The organism is Firmicutes bacterium HGW-Firmicutes-1, from assembly GCA_002841625.1.
Classification (GTDB): domain Bacteria; phylum Bacillota; class Clostridia; order Lachnospirales; family Vallitaleaceae; genus HGW-1.
In genome coordinates this window covers 120,411-139,872 of record PHAG01000010.1, presented here as the reverse complement: position 1 = coordinate 139,872, position 19,462 = coordinate 120,411, and the positions used below count along the sequence as shown (strand labels likewise).

Sequence of the window (19,462 nt, the reverse complement as noted above, 5' to 3'; positions counted from 1 at the left end):
TTTCTTTGATATAGATAATCAATAAAAAAATGATGGCATGGCTTTATTATAATAAAACCATGCCCTAAGATTAATTATTTTGTAAATGCATATTTGCTATATAGCCATGTCGAACTAGGAGGATTTGGATTGCTTGGTGGTACTATATACTTTGCAGGGAAATATTGCCAATGCTGCCCTGGATCTGTAACTGTTGCATTTATTGCCCCGACAAAAAAGTATTCTATTCTTTGTCCAGTTGTAAGCGGTAAATTGTCTAAGTCATATTTAAATCCGTAACCGGTAGAAGAGATTCTTGGCATATTAACACCTGTCCAGTTACTAGAAGAACCAAAACTCCTATAATACAATGTTGTGGTATCCAATTTGTATCTATTTAGGGTACTATTGGGTTTATAATAACCATTAATACTGACTTCATGAGTACTTGACGAATAATTATAACCATACATATAGTCAAAGTCTTGTCCATTTAAATATAACGAACTAGTTTTATATAAATTATAAGTAGGAACCCACACTAATGATTGGTAATTACTACTATAATTTGATGTAAGTCCAAAGTGAAGATGATAACCATATACATTGGAAGTTGGCGGTCCTGAGTTCCCGATCAACTGCCCTTGATACACGTAATCTCCTGCTTTAACAGCAATGGTATTCATATGTACATAAACAGAATAAATGTATCGTGTATTAGATGAAGTATCGTAATCATGTTGTATAATTACAAATTTTACATCTGCATTACTTGTGTTTACAATTTTGACTGTTCCAGAATATACAGAATATATAGGTGTATTCCGAGGGCAAGAAAAATCAATTCCTTGGTGCGTATCGTTTCTACTTAACCTCATCTGAGCAAATTTTTCATTAACAACATATGTATCTACTTGTGGACCTGATGATGAAGATCTAAATGGAGTAGAAAATTTAGCATATGAAGTTATCGCTAAAATGTCTGAATAACCAACCTTACTGTTAGTTGATATAGCAAATGATAATTGAGTTGTAAGTAATATTAACAAAAGGCTTAATGATATTACTTTAGATATACGTATTTTCATAGTCTCCCCCTCCCTTAATTAGTAGTTTCTTCTACATTAATAACATATGTGCTACCTGAAGATTGATCATATACATCTGTCATTAAGTAAATAGAAATTTTATTATTGTCAATCCATTGATTAACTTTTATTAACTCTGCTTTAATAGGAGCCTCTATTTCTATTGTTGAACCAGTCGTAGTATCAATTATTAATATACTATTACCATCTACAGGATATGCAAGTTTTCCAACATCAGATACTTTTATTAAGCTTGGGTTAATCGAGTTAACTTGCTTTTCAAAGAGGTAGCTTGATTCAGTGTCATTTTTTATATTATAGTAATTTAATGTAATACCATTTGATCCATCATTATACACTAAGAATCCATTCTCATAGTATACATTTACCGATGAAGGAAAAGTCCTAAGTAGTTTACAACTATTATCACTAATAGAATATATATAGTATTCAATATCCCCATTAATTGTAACAGTGTCATATACTAATGTTTTATTATCTAGCCAATAAAATGAATTAGGTCCAATTCCTTCTTCATCGCTAACAGATGTATCAATTCTTTCTTCTTTATTGTTTTCAAAGGAGTATAGCCAAATACCAGGTCTAATCTTTGCTTTTCCTTTATCGAGGTATTTATTGGACCAGTAGATCATATAATTACCTTCTTCATTGATTAATGGATTAATTGCCCAATATAAAGCAATATTCTTTTTATCTTCAATACTATTATCAAAATCTGTTTTCTCTACTCCATTAATTGATGGCTCAATTAAAGATGTAACTTCTAAAGACTTTGGATTAATTTCGAATATTTCATTAGTAACATTATCAACCAAAAGGAATCTATTTAGTTTTTTATTAGTTTTAGTATACTTACTATCATCTGATGTTTCTATGCCAATTAATCCCTTCTCATCGTTAAGTACTGTAAAATTATAATCTTTATCTTTATAATTAGATTTGATGATAGCTGCGTCAACATTAATTAAGGCACCATCATCTCCGTAAGTATAATATTGTTTATTGCCGTCTTTTATCTCAACTAAAACAGAATTATTATGATAATCAAAAAACTTTTTATCCGAATGTTTTTTCCATTCAGATACTTTGGTCGCAAATATAGAAGAACTTAAAATTACTATGCCAATCATGATGAAAACAATACATTTTAATTTTTTCATAAATCACCTTCACCTTTCTTAAAAGATTAAATTAATACTTACCAAATCAAAGCTATTATTCCCTATATATTAAACTACTGATTTTACTTATCACGTCTCCTTAATTAGCTTTTTTTATTTTACCATTGACGCGCGCCATCAATGAAAATATCTAAGTAATTAAAACAGTTCTTCTATAAATAGTATGAATTAATTATTTCTCAATCGTATTAGTAACTAAATATTTTTAAAGAATAATAAACATTAAATAGATTATACTGATATTCCAATTATTGAAAGCTCTATTTGTTGTTATTCAATTGCTATAATTGTTGCCGCATCAGGAAGAGGTTTTCCATTCATTCTTCTAATTTCATATTCTTTAAATTTAGCAATAATTGTATCTCCATCCTTAACATTTTTTAAGATATTATTAGGATCATTTATTAAAAATGTAGTAGATTCGGAGTCTATATCTTTAACATAAGGGATACTATCAAGTTCATTCGTAGTACCAAAAAACTGATCAAACATTGGATTATATTTTATTACTAATTCAACTGAAAGATCACCATCAAATTTTATGTCATACTCGACACCATAATCATCACTAGATGAAAAAGCAACAACTAAACCTGCTATTCTATCGCCAACCTTAACCGTTTCAGGTTGCACCATATTAAGAACCTTCCTATCAATGGCAATATCATATTCTGAGCCTATTCGAATGAGTTCTTCATTATATAACCTTATTTCATCCCTACTTCTATGCAACTCTTCTTTAATCATTGCCTGCTCATATAATTGAGTTCCATCTTGTGTTTCAATAGGTTTATTTAATTCTCCAAATTCAAGGCTGTATTCAGCAATTACTCTCTCTTTTTCTTTAATCTCTTCTTTTAATTTTGCAGTCTCTATCTGAAGACTACTTATTTGATTATTATAACTCTTATCTTTGTTGCAACCAGCAAATACCAATATGCTTAAAAAAATTAAAAAAAACATAAATTTTCTTTTCATTTTTCTCCTCCAACCAATACAATCTGAATTTTTTTATTTTATACTACAAGGGTAATAATTACTTGGGAAACAACATTAAGTTACTTCCCGTTTATTAATCAAGCATGAAACTATTATTTATTATATTGAACTAACCTATCTACTCAATGTACTTGTTCAAAACAGATCTAAGTTTTGTCCATAAGAGTTTAATCTTATTATATATATAACCCCACAAAAAACAACCCGTTTTGTGCAAACAACACCTATAGCCCTACCAACGACATTATTTATGCTAATTTATCGTTTGTTACAACTATAGGTGTCGTTTAAACATGCTTACTTGTAAAAAAATATTTATTTTGCCAAATCCCTTATTCTTTCTTTGTATTTTCTGCCAATTGGTATGGGTTCTTCCTTTTTATGGACATAAATAGCGTCATTTATTCGATCAATTTTTCTAATATAAGACCGATTTACAATAAAGCACTTATGGCATTGTATAAACTTCTCTGATAAATTTTGTGATAATCTAATCAGTGAATAAGATGTAATATCTGTTTCTTCATAAATTGTTGAAATAAATAATTTTCTTTTTCTAGACTCAACGTAGATTAAATCATCTTGATTCATAACATAGGTAAATCCTTTTTCTTTAATCTTAATAATATCAGGTGTTTTTCTTTCGACTATTCCATGAGTTATAACATCTCGAAATATCCGAGCAACTTCAATTTCAGTAAATGGTTTTAATATGTACTTGTAACATTGAATGCTTCTAAATGCTTCAAGTTCTCTACAATGAACTCCTGTAATAAATATAATGGGTGTAAATTTATACCTTTCTAATTCTCTAATTTGTTCAGCTAGCCAAAGTCCGGTGTAATCATCTTTTAACTGGATGTCTAGAAAAAAAGCATCTATTGCTTCTGTTTCAGCAATTATTAATCCTTCACCTGCAGCTCCAGTCTCATAAACATCTAGATTCTCATTAATATTCTTTACTATCTTAACTAAACCATTGCGAATATTTACCTCATCTTCAACAATCAATATTTTCACCGTTTTCACTCCTTTCCCTCAAATAAAAAGTCCTCAGATTAAATACCATTGAATCATTAGTTTCATTAAAAACTAAATAAATCAACAACTTAATTGAGGGCTATTTTATATGCCAAATATGAGCATCATACAAAATGATGCTTCTTTTTATCTGTATATGGTTTTATTTTCTCACCCTCAAAAATCTCTATATATCTATTGCACGATTATACAATAAATGTGTTTATTTTACAAGAACAAAATATTAAAACGTATTTTATATGTTAATTAATCCCTTCCATACAAACTTTTATTCTATTCTATGTAGCGCATTAAGTCTATAAACAATAAGTTCGGATAATTCATATTAGGCGTAGTCACTTTAAATATAGAAGCAACTTGGGCCATTTGAATGGTTCAAAAGAAAGTCTGCCAAAAAGAGACCTTAATATGCAAATTAGTTTTCTATTAAAGAATAAAAATCATATGAATCATCCTCATTTTTAATGCTTTTTACAATCAAGTCATTCTTTTTCTTTTCATAGTCAATATGAATTATTTTACCACCAGCTACTCTATGCTCGCTAAAAGAAATATCCTCAAATGAAAAAAAGTAAGCATAAGGGTCAATTAATAATACATCATTATAGTTACTTTCGTTTTCTATTAAATCTTCAAAAGATTGTATAGAAAGAATACCTTTATATTGCCAAATAAATTGAAAAATGTATCCTTTATCAAATATTGCAACTATCTTACTTTCATCTTTCATGTCCCACAACTGATAGATGTATTCACCTTTTTGCTCAGTTTTTTGTGGCAAACCATATTTATCTTCAATGTCTTTATTTTTTATAGCAAACGATAATGATTTTCCAACAGAATAAGGAAAGTTTGGCTCTAACCAACTATTATTTCCTTCTAGTTTTTTTGTCTTAGCAATATTTCCGCACCCTGTAATATTAGTAAGCAGAATAATGCAGGCAAGCATTAGAGATGATATTCTATTCATAATTTTCCTCCTAAGGGGCACTACTGCCGAGCTGGTTACAAATCTTGTATTTTCATCTTATTCAAAGCATTATCCGTTTTTTTCTTTTCTCTGCACCCAAAATAAATTGCTATTAATATGATTGTAGGAATATTACAGAGCAAAAACAAGGTTATAACGCTAACTATAACGGGCAGGAAATTTACATCAATATCAGCAACTTCGTCAACAACTTGTATTTCATTTGCAATTATATTTACGTTTTCATCCATAGATTTAATCGTAGATGTACGAATGACAGTAGAAAAAGTTCCGAATCCTAATGCAGTTACTGTTGCTATTATTAAACATATAATTGGCAAAATTAATCCTACCCATCTATTTTCTCTTTTAGATAAAAATATTTGTAATACCACCGACCCTATTATTAAAGCCAAAAACAAAACCAAGGTTATTACTATTTTCATGTTAATTCACTCCTTTTATTTTTTTATATTCAGATATCAGAATTTTAGCTGTATCAAAATCCAGCTTATCATTCACTGCTAATCGTTTTACCAAAGCAATATATGGTTCCTTTTCAGCTTGTTCGCTAATTTGTATTTTTTGTATTAACCTATCTAAGCGTAATCTTACTGTAGGGTAAGTCACCTCATATTGTTTTGCAATTTCTTTTAACGAACCTGATGACATAATAAAACTTTTAATAAAGGAAATATCCTCCTCCTCTAAATTAGTCATCCAATTCGGTACAATTTCAATAGCCATGTTATCGCCTCCTTTAATAATATTAAATATAGACCTTAATATTGTTAAAGTCAATGTATGTTAAAATATTAATTATATTTATTAGGAGTTACAGAGTACACTTTGAAAAATCCTCTTGACAATAGGTTAGCATATGTTAGCCTGCATGAGGCAACCTGACGCATTTTCCCTTTGGAAGTAATGCACACCAACATATGATTAAATATATCAAAAGAAGAACACCAACAAATGCAAAAGAGAAATATTTATTTTTAGATAGGAATAATGAGCCACTTGGAAAGAATTGTATCAAGATGATGTTCCAAGAGTTAAAAAGGTATGTTCCAAGAGTGCACGCACATTTATGTCGGCATACCTATGCAACTAATTTTCTAATCAGTCAAAAAGGAGATATTTATCATTTATCGAAATTAATGGGTCATTCAGAAGTTAAAACAACCGAAATATATTTCTAGAACATTTAAGCACCTAATTCAACTTATTGAACTAAGTGCTTTTGTTTATTTATACTCTATCTTGGAGGATTGCATACACTGCATGCACCATAGCCTTGCGATTTTGCATTATTTAAACTTATTGATATCTTACTTCTACTTAAATACCTACATCCTGAAGAGTGATATTTTTCACCTGTTTTTGTTATATATACAATTACTTCCTTATCATCTTCAAGGGAATCCGTCGTTTCAATGGACTTAGGGGGAGTATATGTTTGTGTAGAAGATTCAAGCAGTGAATCATATTTATTTTTATAATAATCTATATCATCTTTGGCTTCATCCAATTTAATTTCAGCTGTATCTAAATTATTTTTAAGTACTTCTATTTGACTAAGCAAATTTAAATTTTCATTTCTAATGGTATTTACGATTTCGACAGTATTGGTTGATTTAATCCAATCGACTTTTGCACCTAATGCTTCTGATACAAACCTAACTGGAACAAATGTGCTACCATTATAAATAAATGGCTCAACATTAGATGTTGATTCTTTTCCATCGATGGTTATTTTGATGTTCTCATAAGTAATAGGTATAGATAAATTCTCGCTTTTTGATAAGGAGCTTATACTCCCAAAAGTAATAAGACCAATTAAAACACCAATAATAAGTTGCTTGAATCTCATATTAAACACCTCCATGTTTTATTAATTGCAAATGCAAAAAAAACCTGCTCAAATCACATTCAAGTAATTAAGCAAGTCGTTTTCAGTAGTACGCCACCCCGGGTTCGAACCGGGGGCACCCTGATTAAGAGTTTTGCGACGTCTTATAAACCTACTGGTTTCATAGTAAATGTAGTAACCAAACAAATAAAAAGCATTCGTAAATTGATCCGTTATTAAAGTATCACTTGATCCGTCCTGTTTTATTTTGCTAATATTTACTGTTAAAAGAAAATCTGTTTAATGCTTGAGCATTAAGTAAATATATTTTCCACCTGCACCTTTATTTAAGTCCATGTTAGATGAAGGTGCGCTCCATCCAGCGGGCATGGAATACTTCTCACCGTAATAGCCACTGATTGCAGTAAGTGGCGAACCGATGGTTCGACTGTAATTCAAATAGATATATTTTCCACCAGCGTTTCTGTTTAAATCTATATTTATTTTTGTATATCCTGACTTACCACCCTCGAGAATCTTGATATCTCTTATGGCTTTTGTTATATCTGTACCTAGCAAATAGGCAATATATATAAAATCTCCACCGGCACCTGAATTGGCTTCAAGGCGTTCAACATTCTTGTCTCCACCAATTTTGGTGTTGAGGCAAACCGTTTTATAGCCAGTTGGGATTTTAGCAAGAGCATTAGCATTGTTTCCATCTGTAACAACAATTATATCAACAATATACTGCTTTGTCGGAGGTGCAGGAACATAAACGAAATCATACCCATTGATCATGCTATTAGCACCTGCTACATAGCTATCGAACTCATCTTTTAAAGCTTGAGATATATTTGCATCATCTACCAATTCCCAGATCGGAACCATGGAATTTTTAAAATCATTGACATAGCATATGTCTGGTTTATCATCCAAAGTTTTAACCCATTCAGCATATTGACTATTAAGTTGGTCTACTGAAGTTCCAGTGATTCCATTCCCACCAATCCCTCTGAATACCAATTTAGAATTACTAACCAATTCATCGACAAGTTCTTTTGTATGAACATCAACCGTACCTTTACTACCTGCATAGGACGCTTTTGCTGCTACCGATATGTCCGATTCAGATCGATTATTTACATTCGTAAATTTGTAATTCAAATCTAATCTGCCACCTAATGAATATCGAGTAATCAAATGGGTACCATATTTATCAAATATTTCCTTTGGAGTCAGTTTTGTTAGATCTGCTTTGAAGCCCTCAGAAAGTAGCTCTTTAATTTGCTCATTTGTACATTCTAATATTTTTTCCGAAACAGGATGAAGTTCAACGTGCTTAATTAAAACTTCTTTTTCATTCATCTTACTATTTACTCCGTAATCAGCGGTGATACTACCACTATACAGAATTCCGCTATAAGATACTTTTGCATCAACATTTAATTCTTTGTAGAATTCAGACGCTTTATTTGAAACTGTATCTAAAATATTAGAAGCATATAGTGGACTGCTTTGAACATAATTTGTTGCGTCTAGTTTTACTCGATCTAGTATAGGGGCTCTCTTATTGACTTCTCCAGCATTAATAGGTCCACTTGCAGTGACATGATAACCAAATAACAGATAATTTGTAAGCAAATTCTCATTGGTTAGTTGATAATCTACTGCTTTTGCTGTTATTTCATGGGACTCGCTGGTTCTAATAGTATCTAAAGGATTAAGCTCATTGTTCTCGTCAATAACGAGAATATTATGTGTATTCAAATATGTGATTGCATCTATTGCCCATGGACTGATTTCTTCTTGGTCAGCACAGTTTAATTCTCGCCCAATATCAGACGCAATTTTTGGATCTAGTAGTAGTAGCGTGTTATAGAGCATTACGGCTTTCTCTTGAACAGTTATGTTATCCTTTGGATTAAATTTGTCATTATTCACACCAGAAATAAGTCCTAATGCATATGCCTTAATGACATAGGGGTTATCGGTATCAGAAAATGGGTTTACTGTTGATATTGCTGTTTGATTTAGCGGCGTATCTGTTGATGTTTGTTTTAGATATTCATATAATGTAATAATTACTTCACAAAATTGCTCACGAGTTATGTATTCAGAAGTGTTTTTCTCCAATTGATCCGGAATAAAGTCATACTTTAATTCTTCTTCAATGCTTGACAATGTGCCATCTAATTTTAGTTTGTGTTCCACTAATTTTGCTGTTATTTCGTGTGAATCCTCTCTATTGATAGTGTCGATAGAATTTATATTATTATCACTATTCGAAACTAAAATATCATGAGTGTTTAAATAGTTTATAGCTTTCAACGCCCAAGGGCTAATTTGATCTGCGTTAGTTAAATCTAACTGTTGGTCCATATCTGCATCGAGTGTCGGATCAAGCTTAAGCAATGTGTTATAAAGCATCACGGCTTTTTCTTGTAGCGTAAGTGGGTCCTGTGGTCGGAATTTGCCATCTGCTGACAATGAAATAATACCCATACTATATGCCTTTATTACATAAGTGTCACTTGTGTCAGAAAATGGATTTTCCAGAAGAGTATCAAGAGATGCAATATCCTGTTGGGATGATTTGTTTTTCAAATAGTCATATAAAGTGACACTGATTTTACAAAACTCAGCCCGAGTAATTGGATTCTGTCCATCCTGCTCTAAATCATCAGGTATAAATGCGTATTCTACTTCTTTTTCAATTGATGTAAATGATTCAGACGAAGCCATTGTCGTTGAGGTACTAATTATTGTACTCAATGCGAAAACAAGAACTAACAGCATTACCAAACTTTTCTTCATAAACGATTACCTCCATAAATGTTTTTGATTACGGGTTAAAGTTAACGCGATTTAGTGTTCTTAAATGCAATGTAAATTTGCTGAAATTTAAACGATCACTTAGATATTTACACCCAAATTTTATGTCTGATCTTCAATTGTGTCGATTTATAGGGTTTTATAATGAATTACTTGAATATTTTACCACATATGTCACTACTAATCAATCGTCTGCAGAGTTATTTTGTTATGGATAGAATCAGGATTACCCATTAAAGATAGACATGGCAATCAATTCTATAACATATGTAATTACAAATTGGGATTTACTACAGCAACTAAGGTAAGAGATACAAAGAAAGTATAAAGCTATATTACAGAAATGTATTAACAACATTCTTATATTAAAAAACTTGCTCTAATCACCTTATAGTAATTAAGCAAGTCGTTTTTAGTAGTACGCCACCCCGGGTTCGAACCGGGGACACCCTGATTAAGAGTCAAGAAATGAACGTTTTATGGGGTTTCATAAATTGTAATGAATCATCAATTTTCAGGGTTTTTGATCTCTATCACATCTCCTAATAATACAAATAATCACAATGCTTCAAATCTGGTGTGCACAATGTGTGCACTTATGTAAATCAATAAACTCTATTCATAAAAACATTCTTTCCGCTCATGCATTAATGGGAGGTATTAGACTATGGGTAGAATTTTATCTACACCGTACCGTGTGAATTAGACAAAAATAAAGTTGTAAATTTTGAAAACGATACAACTTAGCATCCAACATTCTTCATTTAAAAAGCTATTTATATGTAACGATTCATATTTTAGTAGATTAGCAAAAAAGCAATTCCAGTAAAATCTATATATAAAGCTATACTATTTTTTATATTTTAATACAAAATCATCAGCATAATCATATATAATCTTTGCCATATTTTTATCTAAATAAAATCCTTTATCAAGAAAGCTTTTAAGCGTGCTGTTATTTTTCACTTCACTCTCAAAAGGTTCATACTCGGATTTTTGCAAAGCTTTTCCCATCAGCCAAACTGTATATTTATTTGCTGACCATTTTTCTGACTGCGGTTTATTCTCGTATCTATTTTTTGTTTCTAAAATAAGTTCGTATATTTCATCATCTGAAAATCTAGAATTAATGACATCTTGAGAAAGCAATGCTTCAATAAAAGCTATTTGGCCTGCATTATACCAGGTTAATTCTTCTTTTGAAGGATTAGTTTCTTTATAGAAATTGAATAACGATTTACTCGAATCCTCTCTATCTAGGAGTTCGCTAAGCCCATTGAACTGAGTTTCTATAGCTTCTACACCACTTTGTGGCGTATTATAAGCTACATAGTTCATTAGTAGCGGATAATTAATTACAGTCTCAATTAAACCCTTAGTTGATATATCTTTTAATATTGAATCAGGAATTTGACATGCTTTAAGTTTCTCATCTAGGGATGTGAATTTCATCCATTGGCTAGTCCCTGGCCTTATTGGGAAGTTATATACATCATTTCCTTCCTCTGATTGTTTATGACAAGATATAAATACAACCAAACAAGCTGATATCACAATTATTGAAACTAAATATCGCATTTTTGTTTATCTCCTTTAAATCTTCCACATCGTGAAGAACCATATTAAACTCATCATCTTCTGGCAATATAAGTAATAAAATATATTATATTTTTTTCGTTTGATTTTTAAAAATTTTTAAAATATGTACTCTTAATATTATATGCTTTTAGAGGCAAGATATCAAACACTCTTGCCTCCAGGAAGTATCATTTATGATATTTTTTATCTTCTATAGAACTTAATTGTAGAGCTATCATATGGGCAATCATTTGCCTTATGTCTCATCAGTGGATATGGCCCCCATTTAGACTCGCATGTTATATTCGAATACGATTGAGATGTTTTACTTACCATAATTCCTGAATGTAGTCCAGGATAATACATTTTCAAACCTGAAGTATACGTGCCTGGAGTCGTTCCAATATAAGTATAACTTCCATCTGCCATATAAGCATCTGGATAATCCATCCACCTTGTGTTAGCGGTTGATGCACTGTACCACGCATAAGAATGACAATTATACTTATTTGAAGAATTAGCTAGTCTTACAGCATTTGGAAAAGTCATTGCCGTGTAATTATTCATGCTTATTATTTCAGGTATTGAAAATTCTGGCAGATCAACGTACACTGCCACTGCAGTATAGTTAGGTGTATATACATATCCCATTGACCACATTACTGTAACTGCAGTTCTTTGAGTTACCATACTAGAAGTATTTAAAGTGTATCCGAATACTTCTTTTTTTAATTGCTTTTCATCAAACTTTTTAGTTGATTCATTTCTTAATTGTTCTAGTTGATTTTTATTTAAACTTTTTATAATACTATCATGTGATAGTATCGTTTCTAAAACTGCTAATTTAAATGCATAGTCACCTTTTTCAAGATCTGTCTTTAAATTATCTATCTTACTCGTATCCATTTTTTTATATATTGCTAATAGTTCCTTACCTGCATCATCTCTGTTTAATAACTCGTTTAATCCATTAAATTGATTTATTAAAGCTTCAAGACCCATTGTAGGATTATCATAAGCAAACATATCTCCATACAATGGATAATTCAATACTGTCTTTATCAATACAGTAGTTGTCATCTCCTGCAGTAACTTCTCTGGTATTTGACACACTTTAACTTTTTCATCATGAGAATCTAAGGCTTTCCATTCATCCGTCCCACTTTTGACTGGATAATCATACGAGACCAAAATGTTTTTATCGTTTTTCTCTAATGACTTATCACTTGATGCCATTGCATTAATTCCCGCTGAAGAAAATATTGTTAATATCATTAACAATGCTAATAATTTTTTCATAATACTTGTCTCCTATTTTTTTATTAATAGTAATTTTATTATGTATGTACAAACATACAATCTTTAGAAAAGGTGTGCTCTACTTATTTTAATAAGCACGCATCAATTACCGCCCTTACTTAATGAAATTTAATTAAATTATAAGGCAATAATTTTTGTTTCCGTTAAGTTTCGTCGACTAAAGCTTACTCTTATTTGTTAAATCAACTTGTTCAATTCAAGAAACTCAGTTTCGAATTTATATTAATAAATACAACATCAACGCGCGCATTTAATTATTGTACTTTTAATACCTTAATCTTAATTTTACATATAATCCAGGTTAGACTACTAATATCTCTGCTAAAAAAATTCAACCTGAAATCAAACATTTTATAAAATTACTTCCAACATCTTCAAAACTCTGATATATTGCTTTCAGTTTGCATTTAATTCGCTTATTTTATCATATTTGATATGTTATTACAACATCCTTTGTTTAAATGCCTGTTTGAGTGACACAGACAACATTAATTGTCGTTTAGACGCAATTTTAATCAGTTAAGACATATAAATAAAAAATGACTCTTTATTTTGAATAAAAAGTCATTAATAATTGTTCCTTAAATCTTCTTCCAATTGAAATAGCCCTATCTAGATGATATAAATATACTAAATTATTCTTACTATCGATTTTTTTAATAAAATTTTTGTTAATGATATAACTCCTATGACATCTTATATGACTTTCTGACAACTGCTCCATTACTTCTTCAAGTGAATATGCAGAAAAGCATAAAGATTCCTTAATAGTACTTACTATAATTTTCCTATTACTTCTTTCAATATAGATTATGTCAGGTTGATTAATTAATATACTATGCTATTATTTTGCAATTTCAATGTCAAAGACTCCTCAACCTTATATATACTATGAGTTATTAAAGTCACAAGCACTTCCATCAGCTCATCCCATTTGACTGGTTTATGTATAAATGAATAACAATGAATTTGCCTATATGCTTCAAATTCTCTAGCAACAGCAGCACTCATAAAAACTATTGGTGTAAGTACATACCTTATAGTGTTTCTTAGTTTCACGGCAAGATCTAAACCCGAGTAGTCCTCTAATTGAATATCCAAAATAAAAACATCTATTATATTTTCTTTCGCTATAGAAAGTGCCTTTTCAGCTGAACCAGTTCCAAATATTTCTAGCTTCGAATCAATTGAACTAATAATTTGACATAACGATTCCCTTATACACTCATCATCTTCAACAATTAGTATTTTCCCCATTTTTTACCACCCTTCTCTCAAACAAAAAAATCCCCCATTAAAACTATAGAATCATACACTTCATAACAGACAGAATGATTCAATTGCTTAATTGAGGGCTATTTAATATAAAAACATAGACATCATACAAAATGATGCGGCTTTTTAATCTATATTTAGTTTTACATTCTCACCCTCAAAAATTTCTCTGTTTATCTATTTCACGATTATACAATAAAACCAATTGTTTTACAAGAACAAAGTTTTTTAACCTATTTTATATGTTAATTCTTTAAAAACTTACTGATTAGCACCCCTCCATACAAACTTTGATTCTAAATAACAACTCTTTGATAATCTATACTTAATTATCTAGTACCAAAAAAGGCCTCCACAACCTACTTGTGGCCTCAAATAAGACCCTATATAGTTATGACTACTAGGTCGTCAAATCAAAAAATATCAGTAGTTGAGGATACCTTAACTATTGTGTAGTTGATTCATTAATCATGAGTATTTGGGTTAGAAGAATTGAAACGATCGTACTATTGCAATTACCTTTTTGATTTTTTTCAACATCTTCCCTCATGTATTATGTTATTATTAAAAAAGCATATCAAAGAAAACAAAATAAAAAGGGCCTACTAACAAGGATTTCTCCCTGCTAGTAGGCGGCTATTAAAATTATCTATTTGCATCTACAAATCCTTCTGCAATTATATAAGCTATCAAAGTTGATCCTGCTGTAATTATTCCAACTATTTGTTCTACGCTTGCATCAGCTACATTAAAGGCATATAACAATGCTGTTACAAATCCAACAACTGCTACCCAAAACTTTCTGCTTGATAATTTTTGTACCCAATTTATTTTAGTCATTACTTTCACCATTTCCTTTCATCAATTTTTGTTTCTTTATATTGGCCATAATCCATAGTTCACTTCCAGTGAATGAGAACCAGAAACCAATTAAAGCTACCGGCTCAGCTACACCTAAAGAAAGAAGGTGTAACATTCTGTCTGTGAACCAAACATTTAAAGCTATAACGAATAACAATAATAATTTAGAATACAAACCTTCTCTTTTCTTCTTTAGCATTTAAGCACCACCGTTTTAGTCACATTATCCCATTCAACTTTCAAACCTAATGCCTCAGAAAAAGCTCTTAATGGTACATCTTGATTATTGAGCTTAATATAAGTAACATTTTCTTTTGAATAACCAATAATTTCTTTTTTCTTTCCATTTAACTCAATTTTAATTTTATCATTTGATGGAGTTGCGAGGGTAGTTACTGTCTTTGGGTCACTAACATATGTAATGTACGTATCTTTGAACCAATGCGTAAATTTACTACCACTTACTATCTTACCGTTTTGTATCTTACCTTTGAACATACCAGTAGGCGCTCCGGCACATTCAATAAATTCACCTCCCCCGATATAAATACCTGCATGACCTTTCATCCATAAAACTAGTCCCGGTATTTCAGGTATAGATGAAATAGGTCCTTTTTCTTTTGCAGTATTATAGGCTCCCTCTTGATTTCTATCTTGAGTAGCAACATATCTTACATTACCATCATTCCACCAAACAAAAGCCTTTACCAATCCATAACAGTCAGAAACTCTTTTGTTTATAAATTTATCAAGATATGACTTGTGCTTAGTATTATACTCACCAACACCATATCCTTGTTTCATCTTCTGTTTAAGAAATACAGGAGTTAAAATGTTGCCAAAACTACCTAAACAATATCCCCAATTTTCACTCAAAGCCTTTTTTGCAAATTCCACTAATTTAATATTTGTTAACATTGTATCATCATCTCCTATTTAAGTTTGCATCATCATCTTTGTGTTCATCTATTCTGTGATGCGCTGACTTGGTTGACTGCTCACAAATTGTCAGTCGTTCTACAATATTGTTATGCTTGTCCATTTTCTTTTCAAGTTCTTTAAGCCTGTTTTTAAATGCGCCAAAAACGGTTCCAAATGTTGCACCGTAAATAACCATTTGTATCCAAAATTCGCTTGACAACTCATTCATGTTTCATCTCCTTTCCCCATTAAAAAGAGAGCCTTAGCAGCCCCCTGGTAATTAATTATTTAGTGCGTAATATGTTCCATATGTAGTTATACCCCTGCTGTATTTTCAAGGATATAATTCTCAACCGCAACCCGGTAATCTTGGTTTGTTATGTCTTCAATAACATATACATTACCTGTTTTAGGGTTAATTCCATCAGTTAAAATTCTGTTTGCAATAATTTTTACAATTGTCATGTTTACCATTATAAAATACCCCCAATCATTTCGTCAGCTTGCATTAATAGTTGGTTTTCAAGTTCTTCAATTCTTTCCGATTCTGTTTGAACGATTGGCAAATCTTCAAACACTGGAAATTTGCTAATCGGATCAATAGAAATCAGTTTTTTTGTTGCCATTGTTCCGAATGGAATTTCTGTCCATAATAATGTACCTACTGGATAAACATGAGGTAAAAGATCTCCTTCTGCTTCTCCCGTTTGAAAATGAATTTTTCCTGTAGTTGGCTTCCATTAACTCTTTTATGAATTTACTTGTTCCATATTGATTATAGGATATTTTATCCCATGTATCGCCTAAAACTGTAATATATGTAGCCAAAGTATCCACCTACTTATGAAAATTTCAATCTTTTGTTGTTTGATAACCATGTGTTCATTCTTTTTTCAAAAGCCCTTTGATCATCTTCTATTGCTTTTCTAACTACACTTTCATCAGCATTACCTTGAATAATGATTTTAGGTGAATAAGTAAAAGACACGCTCTCGTTTGATGTTTTATTGCCTACTAACTTGCCAAATATTTTTTCAAGCCTGCTGCCGAGTGGAATAACTGCTTCGTCATGATTACCCTCACCAATATTTGCAAGAACTCCTCCTGGTGTATGCTTAACATACGCACCATTTGCAAGCTGTGGTATATTAGAAATACTTAACCCGATTGTCTTTCCACCTATTTCTGGCACCCATTCTGGTACCTCAATACTAATTCCATTGATCTTATCAATCATAAAGTTAATAAGACCAATAATCATATTAATATTGCCTTTAAATGTTCCTATAACTGTATCAAAAATACCACCAAAGAATTCTCCGATTCCTGAAAATACAGTTTTTATTCCTTCAACTGCAGCTGTAAACTTTTCTGAAAACCATGTTCCTACATTTGCAAATATCTCCTGAATCGCTATCCATACATTACTAAAAAAGACCTTTATTGTATCCCAGTTTTGAACTATTAATGAAACTGCAATTCCAAATGGTCCTGTAAGAGCAATAAGAACTTTTGGACCCCATTCTTTAAAGAATGCAACCACGTTATTAAAGGCATTTACAATTCCATCTTTGATACCTGTTACAATCCTTATCATAAATGCTTTAACTTTGTCCCAATTCTTATAAAGGAGCATACCTATCGCAATCAATGCACCAATTGCTATTACAACAACCCCAATTGGAGAAGTTACGAAAGCAACTGCTGCTCCAAATGCTGTAGTAACGCCAGATGCTATCCCCATAATAATAGAATAGGCTGTCATGATTCCAGTAATCACTTTAAAAGCCACAAATGCGCCAATTATACCGTAAACTATTGGTTCAATGACTGCCCAGTTATTAACAATAACATCATAGACGAGTGTTGCTTTATCAGCTACTAAAAATAACGCTGATACGACCTGAGGAAGTGCATTACTAAACATCCATTCTATTATAGGCTGCGCTGTTGAAAATGCTCCGTTAAGCTTTTCCTGAATATTAGTTGCTACCTCTACAATCCTGTCTTTAATACTAGCTAAGATTGGAATATTCTCTGTGATTACCCCTTTTATCTTATTAAAAGAATCAACTGCAACACCCTTAAACCATATTATTTTCTGGATTATATTGTCAATTGTTGGTTTGAAAAGCCCAAATTTAGTAACTGCAGAAGTTACATATGGTTTCAGCTTAGATAATGAATTACTTATAAAGCTAATACCTTTTGAGGTCTTATCAATAAGGCCTGATATAAAGTTTTGAATCTTAGGTATTTTACCAGCAAACCACCCATAAAATTTAGCTTGTATGGGGAGTATTTTTCTCCCAATAGTTTCTTGCATCTCACCAAGCACATTATTTGCTTGTTTTATTTTACCTTGATCAGTTTCTGCAAGGGCTTTATTCATCTGACCAACATTTTCATTAATTACTTGTGCCAACATAGCAGCCTTTCTTGTTCATTACCATACTTAAGTACTTTCTCTTGAGCAGCAGAAAACGAGATTCCAACTCTTGTCAGAGACCCCGTTTGTCCATTTAATACTTTACCCATTAAATTCCCAATATTAACTGCATCACCTGTAGTAGCAGAAAGTCCTTTCTGCTGTGCAATTAAATTATTCATTGCTGGAATCAAAGTTTCCACTGACGATGTCTGGTTTACAAATGTCGATAATTGCTGAGCTCCAGCAATCTGTACATCTCCTTCAATAACACCTAATTGCTCTTGTGCACTTGCTAAGTTTATTATCGATTATATCTGAGTTTCTGTTGCATTAGTTCTTTGTTTTAATACTGTTGCTAGCTTTGTCTCAACTTCTATCTGTACCTTAGCAGCTTCAACTGATTCATCCAAATAACTCTTTGCAGAACTAAACGCTTTATAGGTCATTGCTCCACCGATAATAGTTTTTAATCCAACAGCAAATCCCTTATTCGTTGCGTTTGCTGCTTTCGTTTGTTTTTCAAGTCCAGCAATGTTTTTTTGAGCTTGAGAAAAAGCTTTTCCCATTGATGATTGAACTTTACCACCAATGGCAAGAATGGTTTCGTATGTTGTTTTCTTAGCCATGCTTTTTACTCACCTCACTGATCTCTTCGGCTACCCTTACAAATTCTCCTATTGAAAGATTCAGATAGAATTCAATGCTAGTAAAAGTATTTAAGGCAAGGTTGATGGCTACTTTTTGCAGTATCTCTCCATCACCTTGCCTTAAACCTAGTTGTATAAATAGCCGATTAACAAGTTTTTTATTTTCATACCCTCTTTAGCTGGTAGTCTATCAAAAAATTCAATAGGTCTGCTCGAAACCATATGAGCAACGATACAAGCATATGCTGTACTCATTTCAGGTGCAGCAGATACCTTTCCTTTTTTAGTATAGATTTTTTCAGCTGTTTTTAACTGCGAAGTCGTTAATTCTTCTATACCTGATAAATCAATTTCTGCATATGTATTACCTTCAAACATAAACGGCTTCTCAAATTGAATAACGTACTCATCTTCTTCCGTTGAGTCATCGCTTTCAACGCCAACCACCTCTAATCTAGTAGGA

At 31.5% G+C, this 19,462-nt stretch carries 24 protein-coding genes; 1 reads left to right on the top strand and 23 read right to left on the bottom strand.

Features of this window, described 5'->3' with window-relative positions:
• Positions 1-74: 74 nt before the first annotated feature.
• The 7 genes from CVU84_13485 to CVU84_13455 form a co-directional block, all read right to left on the bottom strand.
• Complete coding sequence (locus CVU84_13485) at positions 75-1,067, bottom strand: hypothetical protein (protein PKM93916.1); 993 nt, start codon at positions 1,065-1,067, stop codon at positions 75-77.
• Positions 1,068-1,081: 14 nt separating this feature from the next.
• The gene (locus CVU84_13480) at positions 1,082-2,248 is read right to left on the bottom strand and encodes a hypothetical protein (GenBank protein PKM93915.1); all 1,167 of its coding nucleotides are present in this window, start codon (positions 2,246-2,248) and stop codon (positions 1,082-1,084) included.
• Positions 2,249-2,539: 291 nt separating this feature from the next.
• Complete coding sequence (locus CVU84_13475; GenBank protein ID PKM93914.1) at positions 2,540-3,247, bottom strand: hypothetical protein; 708 nt, start codon at positions 3,245-3,247, stop codon at positions 2,540-2,542.
• Positions 3,248-3,583: 336 nt separating this feature from the next.
• On the bottom strand, positions 3,584-4,297 hold the full coding sequence (locus tag CVU84_13470; protein ID PKM93913.1) for a DNA-binding response regulator: 714 nt from the start codon (positions 4,295-4,297) through the stop codon (positions 3,584-3,586).
• Between the two features lie 427 nt (positions 4,298-4,724).
• On the bottom strand, positions 4,725-5,279 hold the full coding sequence (locus tag CVU84_13465) for a hypothetical protein (protein ID PKM93912.1): 555 nt from the start codon (positions 5,277-5,279) through the stop codon (positions 4,725-4,727).
• Between the two features lie 35 nt (positions 5,280-5,314).
• Entirely contained in the window at positions 5,315-5,725 is a 411-nt protein-coding gene (locus tag CVU84_13460) for a hypothetical protein (protein PKM93911.1), read from the bottom strand.
• A gap of 1 nt (position 5,726) precedes the next feature.
• Positions 5,727-6,026, bottom strand: coding sequence for a hypothetical protein (locus CVU84_13455; protein ID PKM93910.1), 300 nt, complete (start codon positions 6,024-6,026; stop codon positions 5,727-5,729).
• A gap of 194 nt (positions 6,027-6,220) precedes the next feature.
• On the opposite strand from CVU84_13455, the gene CVU84_13450 reads away from it, so the two are divergent.
• Entirely contained in the window at positions 6,221-6,481 is a 261-nt protein-coding gene (locus CVU84_13450; GenBank protein PKM93909.1) for a hypothetical protein, read from the top strand.
• 56 nt (positions 6,482-6,537) lie between these two features.
• On the opposite strand, the gene CVU84_13445 is transcribed toward CVU84_13450, so the two are convergent.
• The 16 genes from CVU84_13445 to CVU84_13370 all read right to left on the bottom strand — a co-directional run bounded on the left by CVU84_13445 (position 6,538) and on the right by CVU84_13370 (position 19,446).
• Complete coding sequence (locus CVU84_13445) at positions 6,538-7,167, bottom strand: hypothetical protein (protein PKM93908.1); 630 nt, start codon at positions 7,165-7,167, stop codon at positions 6,538-6,540.
• Between the two features lie 264 nt (positions 7,168-7,431).
• Complete coding sequence (locus CVU84_13440) at positions 7,432-9,948, bottom strand: hypothetical protein (GenBank protein PKM93907.1); 2,517 nt, start codon at positions 9,946-9,948, stop codon at positions 7,432-7,434.
• 867 nt (positions 9,949-10,815) lie between these two features.
• Positions 10,816-11,544, bottom strand: a complete 729-nt coding sequence (locus tag CVU84_13435; protein PKM93906.1) for a hypothetical protein — start codon at positions 11,542-11,544, stop codon at positions 10,816-10,818.
• A gap of 204 nt (positions 11,545-11,748) precedes the next feature.
• Positions 11,749-12,843: a hypothetical protein gene (locus CVU84_13430; protein PKM93905.1), complete on the bottom strand. Its 1,095-nt coding sequence runs from the start codon at positions 12,841-12,843 to the stop codon at positions 11,749-11,751.
• Positions 12,844-13,411: 568 nt separating this feature from the next.
• Complete coding sequence (locus CVU84_13425; protein PKM93904.1) at positions 13,412-13,699, bottom strand: hypothetical protein; 288 nt, start codon at positions 13,697-13,699, stop codon at positions 13,412-13,414.
• A complete protein-coding gene (locus tag CVU84_13420; protein PKM93903.1) occupies positions 13,693-14,121 on the bottom strand; it encodes a hypothetical protein in 429 nt (142 codons plus the stop codon). Before CVU84_13420 ends, CVU84_13425 begins: the two co-directional genes overlap by 7 nt.
• A gap of 663 nt (positions 14,122-14,784) precedes the next feature.
• A complete protein-coding gene (locus tag CVU84_13415) occupies positions 14,785-14,979 on the bottom strand; it encodes a hypothetical protein (protein PKM93902.1) in 195 nt (64 codons plus the stop codon).
• Positions 14,972-15,199: a hypothetical protein gene (locus CVU84_13410; protein PKM93901.1), complete on the bottom strand. Its 228-nt coding sequence runs from the start codon at positions 15,197-15,199 to the stop codon at positions 14,972-14,974. Before CVU84_13410 ends, CVU84_13415 begins: the two co-directional genes overlap by 8 nt.
• Positions 15,193-15,918 carry a hypothetical protein gene (locus CVU84_13405; GenBank protein PKM93900.1) on the bottom strand — a complete coding sequence of 242 codons (726 nt, stop codon included), beginning with the start codon at positions 15,916-15,918 and terminating at the stop codon, positions 15,193-15,195. Before CVU84_13405 ends, CVU84_13410 begins: the two co-directional genes overlap by 7 nt.
• 7 nt (positions 15,919-15,925) lie before the next feature.
• On the bottom strand, positions 15,926-16,150 hold the full coding sequence (locus CVU84_13400; protein PKM93899.1) for a hypothetical protein: 225 nt from the start codon (positions 16,148-16,150) through the stop codon (positions 15,926-15,928).
• An 86-nt stretch (positions 16,151-16,236) separates the two neighbouring features.
• The gene (locus tag CVU84_13395) at positions 16,237-16,395 is read right to left on the bottom strand and encodes a hypothetical protein (protein ID PKM93898.1); all 159 of its coding nucleotides are present in this window, start codon (positions 16,393-16,395) and stop codon (positions 16,237-16,239) included.
• Positions 16,395-16,640, bottom strand: a complete 246-nt coding sequence (locus tag CVU84_13390; protein ID PKM93897.1) for a hypothetical protein — start codon at positions 16,638-16,640, stop codon at positions 16,395-16,397. Before CVU84_13390 ends, CVU84_13395 begins: the two co-directional genes overlap by 1 nt.
• A gap of 122 nt (positions 16,641-16,762) precedes the next feature.
• Positions 16,763-18,349, bottom strand: coding sequence for a hypothetical protein (locus CVU84_13385; protein ID PKM93896.1), 1,587 nt, complete (start codon positions 18,347-18,349; stop codon positions 16,763-16,765).
• The gene (locus CVU84_13380) at positions 18,334-18,543 is read right to left on the bottom strand and encodes a hypothetical protein (GenBank protein PKM93895.1); all 210 of its coding nucleotides are present in this window, start codon (positions 18,541-18,543) and stop codon (positions 18,334-18,336) included. The genes CVU84_13385 and CVU84_13380 overlap by 16 nt, the downstream gene beginning before the upstream one ends.
• Before the next feature lie 117 nt (positions 18,544-18,660).
• Positions 18,661-18,978, bottom strand: a complete 318-nt coding sequence (locus CVU84_13375; protein ID PKM93894.1) for a hypothetical protein — start codon at positions 18,976-18,978, stop codon at positions 18,661-18,663.
• 147 nt (positions 18,979-19,125) lie between these two features.
• Positions 19,126-19,446: a hypothetical protein gene (locus CVU84_13370; GenBank protein ID PKM93893.1), complete on the bottom strand. Its 321-nt coding sequence runs from the start codon at positions 19,444-19,446 to the stop codon at positions 19,126-19,128.
• Positions 19,447-19,462 lie beyond the last annotated feature (16 nt).

Bases quoted from the DNA above. Each gene is read 5' to 3' on its own strand.
- CVU84_13485 (PKM93916.1), bottom strand. From the start codon at position 1,067: ATGAAAATACGTATATCTAAAGTAATATCATTAAGCCTTTTGTTAATA.
- CVU84_13480 (PKM93915.1), bottom strand. From the start codon at position 2,248: ATGAAAAAATTAAAATGTATTGTTTTCATCATGATTGGCATAGTAATT.
- CVU84_13475 (PKM93914.1), bottom strand. From the start codon at position 3,247: ATGAAAAGAAAATTTATGTTTTTTTTAATTTTTTTAAGCATATTGGTA.
- CVU84_13465 (PKM93912.1), bottom strand. From the start codon at position 5,279: ATGAATAGAATATCATCTCTAATGCTTGCCTGCATTATTCTGCTTACT.
- CVU84_13460 (PKM93911.1), bottom strand. From the start codon at position 5,725: ATGAAAATAGTAATAACCTTGGTTTTGTTTTTGGCTTTAATAATAGGG.
- CVU84_13455 (PKM93910.1), bottom strand. From the start codon at position 6,026: ATGGCTATTGAAATTGTACCGAATTGGATGACTAATTTAGAGGAGGAG.
- CVU84_13450 (PKM93909.1), top strand. From the start codon at position 6,221: ATGATTAAATATATCAAAAGAAGAACACCAACAAATGCAAAAGAGAAA.
- CVU84_13445 (PKM93908.1), bottom strand. From the start codon at position 7,167: ATGGAGGTGTTTAATATGAGATTCAAGCAACTTATTATTGGTGTTTTA.
- CVU84_13440 (PKM93907.1), bottom strand. From the start codon at position 9,948: ATGAAGAAAAGTTTGGTAATGCTGTTAGTTCTTGTTTTCGCATTGAGT.
- CVU84_13435 (PKM93906.1), bottom strand. From the start codon at position 11,544: ATGCGATATTTAGTTTCAATAATTGTGATATCAGCTTGTTTGGTTGTA.
- CVU84_13430 (PKM93905.1), bottom strand. From the start codon at position 12,843: ATGAAAAAATTATTAGCATTGTTAATGATATTAACAATATTTTCTTCA.
- CVU84_13420 (PKM93903.1), bottom strand. From the start codon at position 14,121: ATGGGGAAAATACTAATTGTTGAAGATGATGAGTGTATAAGGGAATCG.
- CVU84_13415 (PKM93902.1), bottom strand. From the start codon at position 14,979: ATGACTAAAATAAATTGGGTACAAAAATTATCAAGCAGAAAGTTTTGG.
- CVU84_13410 (PKM93901.1), bottom strand. From the start codon at position 15,199: ATGCTAAAGAAGAAAAGAGAAGGTTTGTATTCTAAATTATTATTGTTA.
- CVU84_13405 (PKM93900.1), bottom strand. From the start codon at position 15,918: ATGTTAACAAATATTAAATTAGTGGAATTTGCAAAAAAGGCTTTGAGT.
- CVU84_13400 (PKM93899.1), bottom strand. From the start codon at position 16,150: ATGAATGAGTTGTCAAGCGAATTTTGGATACAAATGGTTATTTACGGT.
- CVU84_13395 (PKM93898.1), bottom strand. From the start codon at position 16,395: ATGGTAAACATGACAATTGTAAAAATTATTGCAAACAGAATTTTAACT.
- CVU84_13385 (PKM93896.1), bottom strand. From the start codon at position 18,349: ATGTTGGCACAAGTAATTAATGAAAATGTTGGTCAGATGAATAAAGCC.
- CVU84_13375 (PKM93894.1), bottom strand. From the start codon at position 18,978: ATGGCTAAGAAAACAACATACGAAACCATTCTTGCCATTGGTGGTAAA.